Below are 19,729 nucleotides of genomic sequence, written 5' to 3'. Positions count from 1 at the left end.
ACGATTTTCCCGTCAGGCTCCTCCCCCGAGAACCGCAATGGAGGCGACGGAACCGTCCTTCACGAGCCCCGTGCAAACGGCGTGTTGCTAGGTTGTTCACGTTCGGGGGGGGAGGGCCAAAATGATCGCATAATGTATCGAGTGGAACGCTCCTGATCCCACTTCATATCGGATCGCCTGCGTAGTGCTATTCCTGGCCTCGAGATAACTGTTTCATTGCTTCGTGCGGATCGAAGCCCAAGAGAACAGCGAGCTCCAGGAACTTCACGACGTTCGGCGTTCCAGCACGTTGACGGGAATCCGTCGCCCAGGAAGATCAGGAACGTGTCGTCGGCGCTGATGGCCAATGCGTTGTCGCGCGCCAGGGCAAGCATGGATTCGTCATTACCCGGCCAGGTTATCGCGCAGTACGCGCGCACCTAAATGATAACCTGTTCTCCCAACTCGACAACGCGATTTGCGGGCAGGTGGAAATAGTCGGTGGGATCAATCGCAGAGTTCGCCATCGCTATGAACAGCTTGTCCTGCCATCTCGGCAAGCCTGAGTGCGGGTCGGCAACCAGCTTGCGCCGGCCAAGATAAAATGACGTCGTCATGATCTCGAACTTGAGGCCGGCCTTCCGGCACTGTGCGAGCGCCTGCGATGCATTTTGATCGTCCATGAAGCCGAAGCGTAGCTCCAGCTTGCTGAACCGTTCGGAAAGCTTTGTGAGCGTGTAGCGATCCTTTTCCGGGACATAGGGGACTCTGGCCGTCTTGATGGTCAGAATGATGTTGTGCTGATGAATCACGTGGTTGTGCTTGATGTTGTGCAAGAGGACCGCAGGGGTACTGTCGGGTGTAGCGGTCAGGAAGATAGCGGTTCCCGGTACTATCACGGGAGCATGTTCGGACATTCGCTCGACTGCGGCTATGAATTGGTTGAGAGGGATTTCCTGCCGGGCCGTCTTCTGGCGCAGGAGGCTGACGCCTTTGCGCCAGGTCCACATCATCGTCATTAGTGTGCCGGCGATGAGGATGGGCACGTAACCGCCATCGTGTATCTTGAACAAGTTGGCGCCGAGAAAGACCAATTCGAGCAAAAACAGGGGAAGCAGGACCGCAATAGCGGTGAGGGCCGGCCAATTCCACTGGTTGCGGACGAACGCAAAGGCGAGGATTGTGTCGATCACCATGGCGCCGGTGATTGATACGCCATAGGCGGGGGCAAGAGATTCCGAACTGCCGAATACAAACATGAGGACAAGTACCCCGGTCAGGATCGCGGTGTTGACCAATGGGAGGTAAATCTGGCCCGTCTGGGTTTCCGAGGTGTAGCAGATCTCGAACCTTGGCAGGAAGCCGAGATGGATCGCTTGCCGCACGAGCGAAAACGCTCCGGTGATCACCGACTGGCTGGCGATGATCGTCGCGGCAGTGGCAAGGATCACCACGGGCAAAAGGGCCCAGCGCGGGAACATCAGGAAAAATGGATCGGAAATGGCTTCGGGATGGGACAGCACCAGCGCGCCCTGTCCGAGATAGTTCAATGCCAGTGCCGGAAACGCGATTGCGAACCAGGCCGCCTGAATCGGGTGGCGACCGAAATGGCCGAGATCGGCGTACAGCGCCTCGGCTCCTGTCACCGTGAGGAAGACGGCGCCGAGCACGATGAAGCCGACAAGACCGGCACTCCACAAAAAGGTAACCGCATGGATGGGATTGAAGGCTGCGAGGATCGCCAGATCGTCCCCAATATGGGCGACCCCGGCTGCTCCCATAACGAAAAACCAGACGAGAGTGATCGGCCCGAAGAAGCTGGAGACGGCTCCCGTGCCGCGGGACTGCACGGCAAACAGCAGCACCATGATGGCGGCCGAGATCGGCAGGACGTAATCATCAAAAGCTGGCGTGACGAGTTTCAGCCCCTCCACGGCCGAAAGAACTGAGAGCGCCGGCGTGATCATGGCATCGCCGATGAAAAGGGCGGCACCCAGGATACCTGCCACGAACATGCCCGTCGCATATCGCGGGGCCTTTTTGAGGAGTAAGGCAAGCAAGGACAGCGTGCCACCCTCGCCATCGTTGTCGGCACGGAGCAAGAAGAGCACGTATTTGCAGGTGACGATCATCGTCAGTGTCCAGATCATCAGCGAAATGAGACCGACGACCTCTTCGCGCCCCAGACCACCCTCCGCAAACGGGCGAAGCGCTTCACGGAAGGCATAAAGCGGACTTGTTCCGATGTCGCCGTAGACAACGCCTACCGACCCAAGGGTGAGCACGAGAAACTGGCGCAGAGTATTCGCATGAGCCGGTGCATGGTCGAGGGAGGCGGTCATGGGGTTCTCCCCAAAATGGTGGACCCGAGGGCATACGATTGTGCTTTTCAAGTATCAAATGTAACTCGCGCGGTGGCCCTTGCAATGCTTGACGAGGTGGCCTTCATCACCGGGCGATCAATGACAGAGGCTTCACCATTTGAGCTGCCTGCCTGCTCCGCCGCCCGTGTGTAACCTTGAAAGACACCCACCACCGTCATTCGCGTTTGTGAAGGGAAGCGGCAACCTGATACCGTCCACAGTCAAATTCTCTCATCGCGCATCGACGACGCCGCTGTCCGGCGCTAGCGGCTTATAGACGTTTATGGGCTCGTAGAGGGAGGCAGCCATGTGCTGTCGACCGCCAACTTGCTGGGAATTGCCTAAATTACTGTGCGGAGCGCAGGCTGGCCAGGAGGCGATTATCCCCTTGGGGCGGGAACATGACCTGGACCATCTCCGATGGCTGCAGGCTGTGGGCATGCTATTAGTGCCGCCAGACCTTCCACGCGGAAAGCAAAAGGATCGCTGCCAACGCAGCCAACAGTACTGCATCGCAATTCTGAGCAACCTGCCTCCGATGAATGTCCCAGCGTCATGATGATCAGGAACGTCCGGTTGCCTTCGAGGACGGCAAAGCTCCCGCCTGCTGAGCGGAGATTTATGAACGATCTTAGCCAATCCCGAAAAAGGCGAGGATTGCGACCACAATAACGACAAGGCCGACGAGATAGATAATCTGGTTCATGTCAACCTCCTTTCACCGAACCCAACCGTTGCCAAGCCGATACGTTCCCCTCGAGAATCGGTCTAAGAGTTGAAGCTACGCGTCGTGGGTTTGACGGCAGAACTCCAGAGCGCGTCCTTAACCAGGATTATTTGTAGCCAAGATCGACGGCCCGATGGTTGTCGCCAACACGCAGATGTCCGTCTCCCCTCCTGTCACAACCAGCGTTCCGATATCCTGCTCGGTTAAAGCGCGATGAAGCTGGCCGTTGATCCAAGGTGAGTAGGTGACTTTGTCACAGACGCGTGCTGGCGGAATCAGGCATTCCAGTTCCGGAATAAAGTCAACTAGAATCGGGTCGAGCTCGGTCATCATCATCATCATCATGCGCAGTAGGTTCGCCACATTCCTGGTCGCTCTGGCGATGACGGCGTCACGAAACGAGTGAATATTGTGCGGTCGGGAAACCGGGTAGCAATCTCGGCAACCTGGTCGAAAACCTTGGGTATCCAAGGCGCTTGCCAGGGAGTCCCTTCGGAAAACATCCGTTGCATGTCAATGCAGAGGTGGGACCTCCCAGCCTTGCTTATGGTGAGCCAAGCGCGCAGGCCCAAATGACTGGACTCCCCAGGAGATCGAGGGCGGATCGGCTGCCCAGGTTGCCGGCCGCAGGATATCCTCAAGGGCTTTATCGGCCGCGACAACAAGGCGATGGGTCGTCCGGTCGGAGTAGCGATCGACAAGAGCGGCGCGCTGCTTGTGGCAGACGACGTCGGCAACGTCATCTGGCGCGTAAGCCGACGGAAGGGGGATGATCCGCCCCATCGGATGATGGCCGCCGAGCAGAGTATTCCTATTGGATGACCTAGGCGCAAGAGTTCGAGCCGCCGGCGCTACGGCACCTGTGGTACGCTGAGATGTGAAGTGCAGAAATCGGGAATTTCATGTGCCGCCAGAGGTCAATTGCCCTGAAGCCCGTGCAGTGAGTGTGCGCTGTCGGAATGATTTGACTCGCATACGCAGATAGAAGCGACGGCCACGCCTCATGGAGGCCAAGCCGCGATCGGTGGTTCCAAGCCATTCAAGGCGAGGGATAGGAGACATCCGGACCGGGCGGCATGTTGTCGGCTTCCCGTCGCCTCAGTCGAGTGGAGAAGTTCGCGTTACTGCCCTTGATCTGAACGCCAGGAAGCGTCAGGAGCGGATACTTGGCCAATATGACCGAGCGTCTCAATTGGGGCCGATTCCCGCTGGTCTGGTTCTGGTGCCACACCTTCGAAAACGGACGCAATGTTGCAATCCATCCTCACATGTCTATGGCGTCTGGTTGTCTAAGATGCCGAGATAGCCTCCGGGGATACGCTCGTGAACAAGCGCCCACATGTCTTCCACCGCAACAGGCGCGTCCGGATCATTGACGCTGATACGAAGATCAGCTTGGCAATGGCCAAGTGTTATGTGCGATGTGCGGCAGTCGTGCTATCCTTGCTCGCAGCGAGGTGGTTGTCATGTCGGACATCGCGGCTTGGCTGGCCCGCCTCGGGTTGGACAAGTACATAGATGCGTTCACCGCCAACGAAGTTGATTCAGATGCGCTTCGGCATCTCAGTGATGATGACCTGAGAGAGCTGGGTTTACCCATCGGCCCACGTCGCAAGGTTCTGGCGGCGATTGCGGCAATGGTCGATGACACCATGTCGCCAGCGAGTTCCGTGTCCGCCCCAGCGCCGCCGGGGCACGAAGCCGAGCGGCGGCAGCTAACCGTGATGTTCATTGACCTCGTGGGCTCGACCGAGCTGTCACAGCGGCTCGACCCGGAGGAAATGCAGGACGTCTTCCGTGTCTACCAAAGTGCCGTGTCGGCGGAAATTGCACGCTACGAGGGCTATGTGGCCAAGCTCATGGGCGATGGCGTGCTCGCCTATTTCGGTTGGCCGAAGGCGCATGAAGACGATGCCGAACGGGCCGTGCGGGCCGGCCTGGCGGCAGCGGCGTCGACCGCCAGGTTGACGCCCCCCTTGTTGGGCGAATCCCTTGCAGCCCGTATTGGCATTGCCACCGGTCTCGTCGTGGTCGGCGACCTGATTGGCGAAGGAGCAGCACAGGAGCAAGCGGTGGTTGGCGAGACGCCCAACCTCGCGGCACGCCTGCAGGCCCTTGCCAAGCCAAACACCATCGTGATCGCTGCCGGTACCCAGCGGCTGGTTGTCGGGTTGTTTGAGATGATCGATCTCGGTCTCCAGCAGCTCAAGGGCTTCGCAACGCCCGTCCCCGCCTGGCGCATCATCGGCGAGGCTGATACGGAGGGGCGTTTTGATGCGCTGCACGGCGTCGCGACACCGCTGGTGGGGCGATTGGAGGAACTCGATCTTCTGCTTCAGCGCTGGCGGCAGGCTCGGGCAGGTAAAGGCCAGGCGGTGATGCTGTCGGGCGAACCGGGCATTGGCAAGTCGCGGCTGACTGCCGCGTTGGAAGAGCGATTGATGGCCGAGCCGCACGCACGGTTGCGTTACTTCTGCACTCCGTACCACGTCAACAGCCCGCTCTACCCCGTGATCCAGCAGCTTGGACGCGCTGCCGGACTCGGCGGAAACGACAGCGCGAGCACGAAGCTCGACAAGCTCGAGTTATTCATGCTCCAATCGGTCGCGGACAAGACTGAAGTAGGCCCGCTTTTGGCTGCCCTGCTTTCGATCGACTTCACCGGCCGCTATCCACCGATCAAACTGACACCGCAATCGCAGAAGGCCCGCACGCTAAGGGTGCTCATCCAACAGCTTGAAGGGATCGCGGCCTACCAACCTGTTTTGATCGTCGTCGAGGACACTCACTGGATCGACCCGACGACGGGCCAGTGGCTCGACATGCTCGTTGACCGCTTGCGCTCCCTGCCAGTGCTTCTCATCGTCACCTTTCGTCCCGAATTCCGGCCGCCTTGGCTGGAATTGTCACATGTGACGCCGATACCGCTCAGCAGTCTCGGGCGAGATGCGGGAGCGGCAATCATACACCGTATAACGGGCGGCAAGATCCTGCCATCGGAGGTCACCAACCACATCCTCGCCAAAACCGAAGGCGTACCGCTGTTTGTCGAGGAGCTGACCAACACGGTTCTCGAATCAGACTTCCTTGTCGAGGCTGGCAATCACTATCGATTGACAGGCCCATTGGTCCTATCAGCCATTCCGTCAACGCTGCAAGACTCATTGATGGCTCGCCTCGATCGACTCTCCTCGGTCAAGAGCGTGGCTCAGATCGGCGCGTGCATCGGTCGCGTCTTTCACTATCGGCTGCTGGCCGCCGTCACCGGAACTGATGCCGCCATGCTCAGCGATGATCTTCAAGATCTGGAAAAATCCGGGCTCGTCTTTCGAAGCGGCGTCGTCCCCGAAGCTACCTACGTCTTCAAGCATGCACTGGTGCAGGACGCCGCCTATCAGAGTCTGCTCAAGAGGCGGCGACACCAGATCCACGCGATCATCGCGTCAACGCTGGAAGCGCAGTTTCCGGAAGTTGCCGAGATCGAGCCTGAGACGCTCGCGCATCACTACACGGCCGCCGGGCTTGCCGACCAGGGCGGAGCGTACTGGCTGAAGGCTGGGCAGCAGGCACTGAAGCGATCGGCGAATGTCGAAGCCATGGCCCACCTCGGCAACGGGTTGGGGCTGGTCGCGTCCCTGCCCGGCACCGAGGCCCGCTTACGGCGCGAAATTCATTTGCACAATGCCATGGGAGTGGCCGCAATGGCTATTAAAGGTTGGGGCGCTCCGGAAGTGCTGCGCGCCTTCTCGTCGGCACGCAAACTTTGCGAGAAACTGGCCGATAGCAAAGAGCTCTTCGTCGCGGTTCGGGGCGAAGCCTCATACCACATGGTATCCGGGCATCTGCGCGAGGCCGATGACCTCGGCTGTCAATGTCTGCAGATCGCTCAGTCCGCGAATGATTTAGACCTTCTCCTCGAAGCGCATCATCAGTTGTGGGCGACCAAATTCTACATGGGAGACTATCTAGCCGCGGAGAAGCACGCAGACTGGGGAATGGCGACCTACGACCCAGACAGGGATCATCGTCTGACTTATATCTACACAGGCCATGATCCCGGCGTTTGTTGCCGGAACTTCTCTGCGATGATGCTCTGGATTCGTGGGTATCCAGACCAGGCTCTTCAGCGCGGTCGAGAGGGGATGTCGCTGGCGGAGCGAGAATCCCATTCCGTCACAATTGCCGTCGCGCAGTCCACCCTGGCCTTTGTCCATCTCCTGCGGCGCGAACCCGAGGCTGGACTTGAATGGGCGCAACGGCAACTTGAAGTAGCCATTAAATTCGACTTGCCGCTCTTGGCAGGGACAGCCCGTTTCCACGTTGGTTGGGCGCTCGCCCAGCAAGGAGAATTGCAGGACGGTATCCAGGAAATGCGCAAGGCGGTCGAAGGAATTGCCGCGACCGGCGCAGAGGCGGGCATGAACTTTTATCTTTGTGTCCTCGCGCAAGCCTACGGTGAGCTCGGCGACGCAAGCGAGGGGTTGACCCTGCTGGAGAAGGCGTTCGGCATCATCGCCAAATCCGGCACGAAGCATCTGCTGCCTGAGTTGCTGCGCACGAAGGGTGAGCTGTTGTCGCGGCTGCATGCGCACGACGATGCCGTTGAGGGATGGTTTCAGCAATCTCTGATGGCCGCTCGCTCCGAGAGTACGAAATTGCCGGAGCTGAGAGCTGCAACAAGCCTCGCGCGCCTCTACATCGACAAGCGGCGCGACAAAGAGAGCCGAAGCCTTCTCGGCCCCGTCTACGCCTGGTTCACCGAAGGCTTCGATACGCTCGACCTTGTCGATGCCAAGGAGCTGCTCGACCATCTGCGATAGGCGGCAGCGCCAACGCGACCTTCGGCATACAGCAATGTCCGCTTCAGGTAGAAGCAAAGTTTGCTTCTACGGCTGAAATGGCGGCGCAATGCTGTCGTTTGCAGACCTAAGCGTGGGCGCGCCTTACGGGCCGGACAGAACTGTGCTTCCAAGAGCCCTGCAGGCCTTGATGTTCACCCTTTGGGCCACGAGGATCGCATAATGTATCCAACGGAACTCGGGTTCCGTTGACTTAGGCGCTATTTCGGCTTCCTGCCGGCCTTCAACGGATCCGGCGGTAGGGCTGATTCCGCTGGAACCGCAAATAGCTCCGAGATGTCGATACCTAGTGCGGCCACTAAGCGATCGAGAAGGTCGACGGAAGGGTTATATTCGCTGCGCTCTATTCCGCTGATCGCCGTCCGGTCGACATTCGCATCGACGGCCAGATTCTCCTGCGTGATCTTTTTCGAAGTTCTAATTCGCCGGAGATTCCAGGCTATGCGCGCGCGGGTGTCCATAAGGCATCGCCACCACCTTGCGTAGCGTTAATCCATAGAATATATTCTACATATTTCTCAGAAACGTGTGCTCTGCAGCGGCATTCTTCGTTGCCGAATACGACGTGTCGTGCCCGGTGATTGGAGAGCGAACATGGAACTACGCCAACTCTCCTACTTCGTTGCGGTGGCCGAGGAGCTGCATTTTAATCGGGCGGCGGCGCGGATGTGCATCGCTCAGCCGGCGTTGAGCTCCCACATCCAGGCGCTGGAGAAGGAGCTCGGTGTTCGGCTGCTGGAGCGGTCGACACGGCGGGTCGAACTGACGCGGGCAGGGGAGGTGTTCTACGATCGGGCGGTCCGGATCATTGGCGATGTCGGACTATCGGCCGAGGTGGCGCGGTCGGTTGCCGGCAAGGCGGCACGCACGATCAAGATCGGAACTGTCTATCCGGCGACCATCGGCGTGCTGCCGGCGTTTCTCGCGCGCATCGGTCGGAAGTTTCCGGATGTCACGCTGCATGTGACAAGTGGTTCGACCAGCGACATCATCCGCGGACTAGAAAACGGCCAGATCAATCTTGGCTTCATCCGTCCGGTCGAAAACATCGGCTCCTTGCGCTTTTTCTCGATTGCTCATGAGCGCTATCTGCTGGCCGTCGAAAAGGCGAGCCCGCTGGCGCTTCGAAGCGAGATCGACATCGAGGACCTTCGCTCCGAAAAGATCATCGCCTTTTCCCGTCAGAATCTCTCCTACTCGGAGCGCTATTTCTTCGAGATGTTCGAGACCCATGGTCTGACCGGAAACATTGCCTATAGCTGCGACGACACCTTCTCGCTGGTATCGCTGGTCTCAGCGGGCCTCGGCATCGGCTTTGCCCCGGAATGGACGAAGGATCTGCCGAACCGCAACTTCGAGCTTAAGCCCGTGCGCGGCGTCGATCTGAAGATCGGGCTTGGTGTTGCCTGGAACAAAGAAGACCCAACCGCGGCACGGGACGACATCATCGACATCGCCCGGTCGCTGGCGCGGTCGGGCAGGTGAGGGGCGGTGGCTGATCTTCTAGCGTCTGATGAAAGCCGGGACCCCATTTTGGGTTGAGCCTCCGCAGGGCGGAGGCTCAACCACGGTGCGCGTTCTTAAAATTGAGGAATTGCGCGGCAATAAAACCAGCATGAATCTCATTTTTAACGTGTGCTTTTCGGTTGCGCAATTACAGGTAAAGTTTGTTCCTAAGACATGGGTGACAACCTCGTGCGCACGGGTTGTCGATGGTGTGCAAGGTCCTCTGTTCCAGTCGATGTATTTTGGCAAGCCGCTCCAACGCGCTATACTTTGGACGGCTAGCTTATGCCTGCCGTACATTTTGCTTTTTATTGGTTCTCGGTTGTCTGCCAGACGTTCGTCGCAAACAGCTTGACACGGCAATCGCTCAGGGTCGTGCTCCTCGTCGCTTATGTTGGCATTTCTGACACGGCGGGGCGTCGAAAATCCCTTCTTCGGCCTCAACCGGCGTCGCTTGCGCTCCTCGACTTATCGCTTGGGAAGGCCCAGCGGTGAAATCAGCGTAGCATCTCTGCAAGGCTCTGCGGCTTCTTTGGCGATCGAGCGAGCTCCAGGCCAGATAGAAGATCGAGCAAATGTTCCTTCATCAGGTCCGCGGCCCTGTCGGATTCGCCTGCTTCGATGGCATCCACAAGCGCATGATGCGCGTGGCTTTCGCAGGTAGTGTCGCGCCGCTTCCAGTAAAGAGCGATAATCAGGGAGGAGTGGGAGACGAGATCACGGACGAAGCCGGTCAGAATGGAATGCCCGGCAATTTCCGCGATACCCACATGAAATCGCGCCGACAACATGATCGCGTCGCTGTCGCGGCCGGCATGCAGCGCCTCATGCTCCTTGTCGAGATGGCGACGCAGCAGCAAAACGTCCTCCGGCTTAGCCACTTGCGCAGCAAGGGCGGCGACTCTGGGTTCGATCAGTGCGCGCGCTTCGAAAACCTCGCGCGCCTCTTGGGTTGACGGCTGGGCCACAAAGGCACCGCGATTGGGTTCTAGTCTTACGAGACGGTCGTGGGCAAGCGCCTGAAGAGCGGCGCGGATGACCGTGCGGCTGACCGAATAAAGCGAAGCGAGCTCGTCTTCCGGTAGCTTCGTGCCCGGAGCGAGCCGATGACCGACGACTGCGTCCCGGAGGCCGTGATAAATCGGCGACCAGCGCGTGGCCGGCATCCGACTGTGGGTTTCCGGATCGTGTATCGCCGACATATTCATCGCTTCTGGGGGGCTCGTCTTTTGTCTCGCCCGCCGACGGGCAACATCCTTGGGCATCCCGATGCATCCTTATCGAAGCTTGCTCAACCCCGGCGACAATGGCGCGTAGTGACCAGCAAATTGCTTGACGAGCGGCGTGGCATAACCGCCGACCTTCGAGGTTTTAAGACCCAAGCTCGAGATAACTTCGGCAAGCCTGACCGCACAGGCCACACCGTCGAGCACCGGCACCCCATGTTCGCTGGAAAGCTGGTGGGCCAAATCGGCCATCCCTGCACAACCGAGTACGATCGCCTCGGCTTTGTCTTCGGCCATCGCACGGGCAATTTCAACCGAGATCTTCTGACGGGCTTCAGAACCCGGCTTTTCGAGGTCAAGTACGGCGACATCCGAGGCCCTGACCTTGGCGCAGCGAGAGGATAGGCCGTATTTCGATAGATTGTGCTCGATCGCCGGCACTGAGCGCGCGAGCGTGGTGACGACGCTGAACTTGCCGGCAATCAGCGTTGCAAGGTGAAACGCCGCTTCGCCTATTCCAATGACCGGCGCGCTCGTAGCGCAGCGCGCCGCATCGAGACCCGTATCGTCGAAACATGCGATCACAAAGGCGTCCATATCTTCTGCCTTGAACATTTCGGCGAGGATGCCTGGCACCACGAAGGCCTCATCGAAATAGCCCTCGATGCTTGGTGGGCCGTCCTTGGGATTGACTGCGATGATCTTGGTTCCCGCCGACGCCGCGATTTTTGCTGCTTTGCCGATCTTGTCGGTCATCGAGGCCGTCGTATTAGGGTTTATGACAAGGATGCGCATATCCGGTCCCGCCTACACTTCGCCGCCGAGATAGAGATGTCTGACGCGGTCGTCATTTAGCAATTCGGCCGAATCGCCGCTGAGCGCCACCTTGCCGGTCGTCAACGCGTAGGCGCGCTGGGAGATGCGCAGCGCCATGCGCGAGTTCTGCTCGACAAGCAGCACGCTGACCTTTTCGTCGCGATTGATCGCCACGATAGAACGGGCGATGTCCTGGACCAGCTTCGGCGCGACGCCAAGCGACGGTTCGTCGAGCAGCAATAGGCGAGGGCGCGCCATCAGTGCTCGGCCGATAACCAGCATCTGCTGCTCGCCGCCGCTCATCGTCCCCGCTTGCTGCGCGTAACGCTCCTTGAGTCGCGGGAAGCGCGTCAGCACCATGTCCATGCTCTGTTGGATCTCGACCTTGTCGGAGCGGGTGAAGGCGCCCATCAGAAGGTTGTCGCGCACCGTCATGAACGGGAAGACACGACGCGCTTCGGGCACCATCGAGATACCCATACGGACGATCTCATCGGGCGCGACGCCGTCAATGCGGTTGCCGCGATAGCGGATTTCACCTTTGCGGATCTTTCTGAGGCCGGTGATGGCCCGCAGGATCGACGACTTGCCCGCACCGTTGGCCCCGATCAGGGCGACGGTCTCGCCTTCCTTAACCTCGATCGACACGCCCTTCAGGGCGTAGACGTGGTCGTAGTAGAGTTCAACGTCATCCAATTTGAGGAGCGGTTCCATGGCCTACAATCCGATCGATTCGTCTTCGACACCGAGATAGGCTTCGATGACGTCCGGGTTCTGCTTGATTTCTGCAGGAGTACCCTCGGCGATCTTCAGGCCGAAGTTGAGTACGACGATGCGGTCGGAAATGTTCATGACGGCCGGCATGTCGTGCTCAACTAGGAGTACGGTGATACCGCGATCACGCAACTTTCGCACGATTTCGACCGCGCGCCTGGTCTCGTCGTGGTTCATGCCCGCGAAGGGCTCGTCGAGCAGGATCACGGACGGATCGGTGGCAAGTGCGATGGCGATACCGAGCGCCCTGAGATGCCCGTGGGGCAGGTTGCTGGCAATCTCGGCCTGCATCGCGCCCAGCCCAAGGAAGTCGAGGATCTCGTCCGCGGATCTCCCGAACGCGTCCAGATCGCTGCGTGCCGAGGCACTGCCGAAGTAGAAGCCGGCGAGGGTGGCGCTCGATCGCAAGTGATGCGCCGTCACGACATTGTCGCGCACGGTCATGTTCTTGAAGATCGTCGTCTCCTGGAAGGTCCGCACAACACCCTTGCGGGCCACGATGTGCGGCGAGAGCCCGGAGATTCGCTTCCCCTTGAACCTCACTTCGCCTTCGGTCGGTCGCAGGAACGAGGCGACCAGCTTGAACAGGGTCGACTTGCCGGCGCCGTTTGGCCCGATGACCGAAAGGATCTCGCGCTCGCGCACCGAAAACGAGACGTCGTTGACTGCGACGAGCCCGCCGAAACGTTTGGTAAGGCCGATAATTTCTAGAATGTCGGCCATGGCGCTAGACGCTCCTCTTGCCGGGCAAGGCCAGGCTCAGCAGACCGTTGGGCAGGACCAGCATCAGCAGGATCAGCACCGTCGAGAAGATCAGGAGCTGGTATTCGCCCGTCTGGAACAGCACGTCCCAGCCGAAATAAAGAACAAAGGTTCCAAGCATCGGTCCGAGCACATAGCCGAGTCCACCGAGGAAGCAATTGAGCATGAAATTGACCGAGTCGGCGACCGTGAAGCTCGACGGATAGATCGACTGGGAGATCGACGCGAACATCGCCCCACCCACACCACCGAGGAAGGACGAGAGCGCATAGGCGACGACCCGGAGGTAGGCGATGTTGACGCCGATCGAAGAGGCGAGCTCCTCGTTCTGCTGCAGCGATTGGCAGAGCTGGCCGATGCGCGAATGGGCAAGCCGATAGAGACCGAGGAAACACAGCGCCATCAGCAACACGGCGACGATGTAGAAGGCAAGCCGGGGATTGGCGAGGTTCGAGAAATCCGGAACGAGAGTGATGCCGAAAAAGCTTATACCGGTGGGCAAGGGGATGCTGACAATGCCTTTGGCGCCGTTGGTGATCGGTATGGCAAGGGCAAGCAGGCGCGCCACTTCCGTCAGCACCAGCGTCACCATGGCGAAATAAACGCCGCGCAGGCGCAGAATGGGCAGCCCGATGAGAACGCTTGCCGCAGCACAGAATAGGCCCGCCAGCGGCAGGGTCAGCCAGAAAGACACTCCATAGTTCATCACCAGGATGGCGGAAACATAACCGCCCATCAGCGCGTAGGCGCCCTGGCCGATGTTGATGCGGCCGATATAGAAGGTGATCCACACGCCCGCGCTGATGATGCTGAGCAGCGCCACCGAGGTCAGCGTGTAATAGAGATCGGTCCGCCCGGTGGCGCTGATGAGCAACGGCACCCCGACGAGAAGCACGAGTAGGAAGAGTGCGGCCGCGACGATTTTGGGAGTTGCGGATGTTTTCATCGCATCAGCCCCACGGTTTGCCCATCAGCCCGTTCGGGCGGATGCTCAGGAAGACCATCAGCAACGCGAAGATGACGAGATAGGTGACGTCGCCATATGCGCGCAGCACGGTGAGACCAACCGATTCCATCATGCCGAGGATGAAGCCGCCGGCAATGGCGCCGGCAACCACGCCAGCGCCGCCGATCATCACCATCAGAAAGGCCTTGATCGAGATCGGTCCGCCGATGCCGGAATTGACGCCGGTGATACTGACGAGTAAGCCGCCGACGACCCCGGCGAGCATCGCCCCGAGTGCGAAGCCGATCATCGAATAGCGCTCGACCTTGACGCCCATCAACTGTGCGGCAATGCGGTCTTGCGCCAGTGCCCGCATGGCGCGCCCCGGTTTGCTGTATTGCATGTAGAGCATGAAGGCGGCGATCATCAGTATCGCGACCACGCCGACGACGATACGATCGTAAGGCAAGATCACACTGTCGGAGATGAAAACGCCGCTGACGATCTTCGGCACGCCACGCTGTTTCTCGCCGAACAGAAGCAGGATGATGGCATCGAGGAAGAATGCGGTGGCAGCGGCGAGCAGCATCGTGCTTTCCTCGCGCTTGCTGCGTCTGATCACCGGCCGGAAAAGGAATTTCTCCATCAGCGCGCCGACGACCGCCAGCGTCACCCCCGAACAGATCAGCGCGACCACGAAGGGCAGCTTGAGCTGGCCGTAAACCGAGTATGTCACGAAGCCGCCCAGCACGTACATCTGTCCGTGCGCGAAGTTGAGAACGTTCATAAGCGCGAAGATCAGCGTCAAACCGAGCGCGATCAGCGCATATTGGGCACCCAGATAGAGACCGTTGGCAATGACTTGTTCCATGGCTGCAAATCCGGTCGACGGGGAGGTCCGGGACCGGCCCCGAACCTCGATTGACTTTTAATCAGGTCATGTCAGTCCACTTCGCCGACGAACAACGTTTTGAAGGCTCCGTTTTCGAACTCGGTCACCACCATCGGTACCGAAACCTGTCGTTTCTGGCCGAATGAGGTCATGCCGACATATTTCAGCGTGCCACCCTTGGCGTAGGGGTTAGGCGCGGAGAAGCTGTCCATGGTCTTCTTGAACTCTTCGACATTGTCGATTGCCTTGGGGTTCGCCTTCAGCGTCTCGATGATGTATTCGAGTGCATAGACCTTGGTGTTGGACTCGTCGTTGTATTCGCCGAACTTCTTGGTGTAGCGATCGATGAACTCCTCCATCAATGGCGTACGGATCTCCGGGGTCGAAGCGCCGCCGACGGAGATGAAGCCGTTGGCGAGTTCGCCCGCGCCTTCCTGCAGCACGGTCGCATCCTGTGCTGTTTCGGCCGAGATCAGGCCCCCATAGCCGAGTTCGCGCGCCGCGCGGATGAGCAGGGGTGCGTTGGCGGGGGCCACACCGGACAGGACGAGCAGATCCGGCTTCAACTGGACGATCGGCGTCAGCACCGGTGTGAAGTCGCGTGTGTCGTTCTGGTAGGTGTCGGTCTCGGCGACCACTTCCAGCCCGAGTTCCTTAGCGGCAGCGACGCCGCTGTCACGCTGGCTGATTGGGTCGGATTCGTTGGCGGCGATGAAAGCCACCTTCTTCACGCCCTTGTTTTCCTTCAGATATTTGTAGATCGCCGGGCCGGATTGATAGTTGGCGACCATGCCGAGGACCGCGTTCGCGGCCGGTGCGACATAAAGCGATTTCGGGAAGGCGTAGGGGAAATAGATAATCCCCTTGGATTCCGCCACGGGACGAACGGCCGCCGCGCCGTCATCGACATTCGGTCCGACGACATAGTGGATGCCTTCTTGGGCCATCTTCTCCATGCCGGCGATGGCCCGCTTAGGATCCTTCTGGTCGTCAAAGGTCACGATGGTGATGTTGTAGGTGTCCTCGCCGATCTTCACGCCGCCGGCCTCGTTGAGCCAATCGGCGCGTGTCTGCATCGAGCGAACATTGGATGTGCCCCAGGCTGCGGCGGGACCGCTGGTCACGCCGACAAAGCCAATCTTGAGTTCCTTGTTCTCCGCTTGTGCGGGAAAGGTGCTTGCGACTGTAATTGCCAGGATCGAAACGGCGCCGAGCGCCAACGATTTCAATGTCGAGCGTCTGTTGATCATCTCACTCCCCATTTTTGGCATTCCCGGCGCGAATTGGCGCAGCCGGAATACTGTAAGGAAATCCTAAAATACACTATTGTCAACATATGATATACGTATTGTATACGATCGCCTATGCGGAAGCGTCCGGCCACCCTTGGGGGCCTTGGCCGGGGCGACCGTCGTTCGTTTTTAGGACAAGACAGAAGTCTTAAAAACGCCGGCCGCGGGTAGAACGCGTCGGGCCGGCCGGTGGCATGCATCTGGCACCTCAAGCCGCGGGGGCCGCCATCGCGTAGGGGCGGATGACTGGCTGTCCCAACAGGCCGCACCCCGGACTGCCCAGGGCTGCTTCCAGTCTCATCGCCTCAACGGTGTCAATTGAGCCAACGCAAAACGTAAGACTCGCTACGGAAAATGAGTTTCCTCTCATCGCTCCGCACCGAGACCGAAATCTCTGTGCCGTTGCCATCGGAGAACTCGTCACGTGCGACATCTACCAAAGCGGCCCGTACGGCGCATGTGTTAGCCCCTAGGTGCCGGAGATCATGTCCGGAGTGCGGAGCCACGCCAGCGGCAGATGACCGCTGCTAACCATTGCCGCGCCGGCCTCCACTGCCGCTATCGTGAGGGCGATCCGAAGTCCTGACTGAGCCTCTGTTCGTGAATGGCAGACCGACGTGTTGTTGGATCTCATGGTTTGGATGCCGCGTAGGAATCTCTCCGGCCGCGCCTCATGGCAGTTTTGCGGATACTCGCAACGGTTTTTTCGAATAGATGGTTCGATATCGACGATCGTCCTCGAGCATCGCTGAACCGGCATTTATGGCCTCTGCACGGAGAGCGGGCACCACTGCGAAACTGACCGTTCGTTCGAGCTGCCAAGGCCCGCCTAGATATCTCCAGAGGTCCAGGCCTTCCAGCATCACCGATCGCGGTTTGAAATCGTGTGTAAGTTGTTGGTGCAAGGTGTCTGCGGCTGTCCTCGAAACTCTGTTTTGGACGGTGATATGCGGCTGCCACCCCTGCATGTCCTGGCCACCCAACCATGGCATGAAAGCGGTTCTTAACTCTGCATAGAGCTGCTCAAGTGCAAGACTTCTTATCGTGAACGCGACACCCGCGCCGAGATGGCGAACACTGGCTACCTCCGCGCGAATCTGGCCACGCTTGGTGGCAGCAGACTGCAATTCTCCGACGATCCGCTCGAGGTGTTCACCCGGTAGCCGCTGAAACATCGTCAGGTGAGCTCGAAGGAAGTTTCGATCCGACGGAAAATGCGCCTTTCGAAGGCGATCGAACGGTTCAAGGTCTGTCTCCGCGATCCGGGCGGTGAGGATGAGCGGTTTGCGGGTCTTCAAGCCAAAGTCCTGTCGATGCTGGGTGGGGGCAATGTGCCTTACGACGGCAGATGTGCAAGCGCAGGCTGCGTGTTCTTCACGAGACGCCGGCTAAGATCCGGTTCGCCGTCGTCCCACCAGATAGGGCCATCTTCACCAAGCGCCACCTTGGCATCGCCCACCCTCCGGCGCGTGCGCGACGCGTCGGTCGCTTTCATAGCAAGGTTCGCTGCACTGGCTCGATAACAGCGGGCGGCTCGAGTTCACCCCGCCTTGCCAACTCGGTCTGGGCGCTGAAACGGATATCGCTATCTCTATCGTGAAGAAATTCCGTGAGCGTCTCGGTGCTAAGACGATCCCAACCCTTCCCGCGATCTGGCCCGGACGGCACGCGCGGCAGGAGCCCCGGCTCGGCGCTCCACGCCAGCAACTGATCGAGCGATGTCGCGTTCAACAGGTCGCGCAGATGATGAGCCGTGACATAGGCATCCGGCATGCCTCGATGGGCCGGCAGTCCTATCTCGTGAACGAGACCTTCCGGCATACGCTGGTAGCGGAGCATCTGATTGGAAAACCGCGGGAGCTCGGGCCAAACCCGTAGGGCGCACTTCCAGGTACAAATCCAGGGTGAGCCGCCGGTCAGGCGAGTGGTGCAGTACCGCTGCTCGAAGGCCGCACGATGTGCAGCAAGAGCGTCGATCCTGCCGGGCGGACGCAACACTCCTGGCGCGACATCTTTCCAGTAGGGCGCGCCGGCGACTTGTTCGTCGAGAATGTGATGGATGGCCATCGTGTCGGGCGAAATCGGCCGTCCTGGATTGACCATCAGTGCGCCACGTTCATCGTTGACGGCCCAACGTCCATGGTCTTCAAGGACCACATCCTGCCACCCGATCTCACAAACGTCGTTCGGTCCATTGCCGGCCGTTTCCAGATCGATGACGCGAACGCGGGATGTCGACACTGCTTTCTCTCGTCCTAGTGCGGTCGCCCGGTTTCTAGTGCGAGCCGGCCGCCACGGGTTTCTCTCCGCCTGCTCATCGTGGGTTTTGTTTCGACCCTTGAGGCCGATTCCGGTGATCGAGACAGTGGGATCTAACTATCTAGTGCAGCAAGGTATCGCCCGCCACTTCGAATGACGAGCGTTGAGCAAAGTCGAATTGCCGTCCACCACGAGCCACAGCGCGTTGTCCAAGGAGTGAACCGTCAGGGGTTTGCGTTTCTCCTGATTGCCTTTCGCCGCGGCCAACATATGGCGGTTGGCATTGACGATGCCTCTTTCGCGCGCACGCGCGTTGACCAACTGCTTCAGCGGAATAAGGAGGTGTGGTTCGCCAAGATCGAAGTAAAGCGAAGGATCATCAGGAAGCCGTGCGAGCGTGGCGGCGATATCCTGATTCAACTCAATCTCCACAACAGCCCCATCGGGCCGGAGAGTGAAATACTTGAGCGACATTTCGTCAGTTTTCATTGCGTACCTCTGGCAGGCTCGTGATGCTTGGCGCTACAGCGAAGGGTACTCGCTTGCGATGGGTTTGAACGGATTGAACCGCGGGATGCCAATTGGCATAGGCGCCGCGCTACATTTGTTGCTCCGCGCCTATGTACGCACACGCTGTCGGGCGCTGCGGTAGATCAGATCCGACGATTGCGGTGGTTGGTTAGAGGCTGAACTCAACGCCGCACCCATGCTTTTTGCCTGCTGCTCGGTCAATCTAAACTGCAGTGACGACACATCCGTTCGCCCCGGGTCAACACTGAATTCGATCCTCAAGACGATGTCACCACTCCCGTCTGCGGTGACGGCTTCGGCCTTCCAATCGATGACGGTTGATGCTCGAAGATTTCCCCGTGCGTCTTTGCTCCAATCATTCATGTGCAAGCTGACCCCCTTTAGCGCGAAAGTTGGCAGACCCCCGGAGCGCGCAGCTTTCGTTCCCGTCCCCGACCGCGCTACGTAAATTGGTTCATACCAATTCAGGGTAATGGTTAATTGTTTGCTTGGCATTAAAATTTGCAAACCGAATGACAATGGGCGCCACGCAGATCGCGGGCGAAGGCGATGGCGCACCGGTTGACGTCCCGGATCCCAGCGTCGTCGAGCCCGAACTTTCGGCCCCCAGCCGCCATTGGCGCCCAGGTCGGCGTGTCACAAAGCCCCGACTCGCGACCTGAGCCAAGTCGAAATACGAAACCGCGTAGCGCCGCAGCATCTCGCGCCCCTCTGGGCTGTCGAGCAGGACGAGGGAGGCGAACAGCGGCATTTCGGCGCCGGTGCGGTCTCCCTCAAGATCTTCTTTGTGTGGCTTC

At 59.3% G+C, this 19,729-nt stretch carries 16 protein-coding genes and 2 pseudogenes; 3 read left to right on the top strand and 15 right to left on the bottom strand.

Going from position 1 to position 19,729, the window contains the following annotated elements; translation table 11 throughout:
• Positions 1-59: 59 nt before the first annotated feature.
• The 3 genes and pseudogenes from IB265_RS20360 to IB265_RS20350 all read right to left on the bottom strand — a co-directional run.
• On the bottom strand, positions 60-419 hold the full coding sequence (locus tag IB265_RS20360; protein ID WP_309140404.1) for an adenosine-specific kinase: 360 nt from the start codon (positions 417-419) through the stop codon (positions 60-62).
• The gene (locus IB265_RS20355; protein WP_192495112.1) at positions 420-2,321 is read right to left on the bottom strand and encodes a potassium transporter Kup; all 1,902 of its coding nucleotides are present in this window, start codon (positions 2,319-2,321) and stop codon (positions 420-422) included.
• Positions 2,322-3,126: 805 nt separating this feature from the next.
• Positions 3,127-3,581 (bottom strand): annotated as a pseudogene (locus tag IB265_RS20350) (cysteine hydrolase); the annotation flags it as partial.
• A gap of 94 nt (positions 3,582-3,675) precedes the next feature.
• Here IB265_RS20350 and IB265_RS36875 point away from each other — a divergent pair.
• Both IB265_RS36875 and IB265_RS20345 read left to right on the top strand, forming a co-directional pair.
• Positions 3,676-3,891: pseudogene (locus tag IB265_RS36875) on the top strand (hypothetical protein); the annotation flags it as partial.
• Positions 3,892-4,535: 644 nt separating this feature from the next.
• Positions 4,536-7,889, top strand: coding sequence for an adenylate/guanylate cyclase domain-containing protein (locus IB265_RS20345; RefSeq protein ID WP_192495111.1), 3,354 nt, complete (start codon positions 4,536-4,538; stop codon positions 7,887-7,889).
• Between the two features lie 239 nt (positions 7,890-8,128).
• On the opposite strand, the gene IB265_RS20340 is transcribed toward IB265_RS20345, so the two are convergent.
• Positions 8,129-8,389 carry a helix-turn-helix domain-containing protein gene (locus tag IB265_RS20340; protein ID WP_113131751.1) on the bottom strand — a complete coding sequence of 87 codons (261 nt, stop codon included), beginning with the start codon at positions 8,387-8,389 and terminating at the stop codon, positions 8,129-8,131.
• Between the two features lie 133 nt (positions 8,390-8,522).
• On the opposite strand from IB265_RS20340, the gene IB265_RS20335 reads away from it, so the two are divergent.
• Complete coding sequence (locus IB265_RS20335) at positions 8,523-9,413, top strand: LysR family transcriptional regulator (protein WP_113131752.1); 891 nt, start codon at positions 8,523-8,525, stop codon at positions 9,411-9,413.
• A 518-nt stretch (positions 9,414-9,931) separates the two neighbouring features.
• Here IB265_RS20335 and IB265_RS20330 read toward each other — a convergent pair.
• The 11 genes from IB265_RS20330 to IB265_RS20280 all read right to left on the bottom strand — a co-directional run bounded on the left by IB265_RS20330 (position 9,932) and on the right by IB265_RS20280 (position 18,890).
• Positions 9,932-10,642 (bottom strand): GntR family transcriptional regulator, encoded by a 711-nt coding sequence (locus tag IB265_RS20330; RefSeq protein ID WP_375293078.1) that lies wholly within the window; start codon positions 10,640-10,642, stop codon positions 9,932-9,934.
• Positions 10,643-10,711: 69 nt separating this feature from the next.
• A complete protein-coding gene (locus IB265_RS20325) occupies positions 10,712-11,455 on the bottom strand; it encodes an aspartate/glutamate racemase family protein (RefSeq protein WP_113131754.1) in 744 nt (247 codons plus the stop codon).
• Between the two features lie 12 nt (positions 11,456-11,467).
• A complete protein-coding gene (locus IB265_RS20320; protein WP_113131755.1) occupies positions 11,468-12,190 on the bottom strand; it encodes an ABC transporter ATP-binding protein in 723 nt (240 codons plus the stop codon).
• Between the two features lie 3 nt (positions 12,191-12,193).
• Positions 12,194-12,973, bottom strand: a complete 780-nt coding sequence (locus IB265_RS20315) for an ABC transporter ATP-binding protein (RefSeq protein ID WP_113131756.1) — start codon at positions 12,971-12,973, stop codon at positions 12,194-12,196.
• A 4-nt stretch (positions 12,974-12,977) separates the two neighbouring features.
• Positions 12,978-13,958: a branched-chain amino acid ABC transporter permease gene (locus IB265_RS20310; protein WP_192495110.1), complete on the bottom strand. Its 981-nt coding sequence runs from the start codon at positions 13,956-13,958 to the stop codon at positions 12,978-12,980.
• A gap of 4 nt (positions 13,959-13,962) precedes the next feature.
• On the bottom strand, positions 13,963-14,829 hold the full coding sequence (locus tag IB265_RS20305; RefSeq protein ID WP_192495109.1) for a branched-chain amino acid ABC transporter permease: 867 nt from the start codon (positions 14,827-14,829) through the stop codon (positions 13,963-13,965).
• Between the two features lie 71 nt (positions 14,830-14,900).
• Complete coding sequence (locus tag IB265_RS20300) at positions 14,901-16,100, bottom strand: ABC transporter substrate-binding protein (protein ID WP_192495108.1); 1,200 nt, start codon at positions 16,098-16,100, stop codon at positions 14,901-14,903.
• 713 nt (positions 16,101-16,813) lie between these two features.
• Positions 16,814-17,440, bottom strand: coding sequence for a 2'-5' RNA ligase family protein (locus IB265_RS20295; RefSeq protein ID WP_192495107.1), 627 nt, complete (start codon positions 17,438-17,440; stop codon positions 16,814-16,816).
• A gap of 38 nt (positions 17,441-17,478) precedes the next feature.
• Positions 17,479-17,637, bottom strand: coding sequence for a hypothetical protein (locus IB265_RS20290; RefSeq protein WP_156414582.1), 159 nt, complete (start codon positions 17,635-17,637; stop codon positions 17,479-17,481).
• On the bottom strand, positions 17,634-18,383 hold the full coding sequence (locus tag IB265_RS20285; RefSeq protein ID WP_057248638.1) for an exonuclease domain-containing protein: 750 nt from the start codon (positions 18,381-18,383) through the stop codon (positions 17,634-17,636). The genes IB265_RS20290 and IB265_RS20285 overlap by 4 nt, the downstream gene beginning before the upstream one ends.
• A gap of 135 nt (positions 18,384-18,518) precedes the next feature.
• On the bottom strand, positions 18,519-18,890 hold the full coding sequence (locus IB265_RS20280; RefSeq protein WP_192495106.1) for a hypothetical protein: 372 nt from the start codon (positions 18,888-18,890) through the stop codon (positions 18,519-18,521).
• Between the last annotated feature and the right edge of the window lie 839 nt (positions 18,891-19,729).

The organism is Ensifer sp. ENS10 (genome assembly GCF_014852025.1).
In the GTDB taxonomy this organism is placed as follows: Bacteria; Pseudomonadota; Alphaproteobacteria; order Rhizobiales; family Rhizobiaceae; genus Ensifer.
This window is presented reverse-complemented; position numbering and strand designations above follow the sequence as displayed.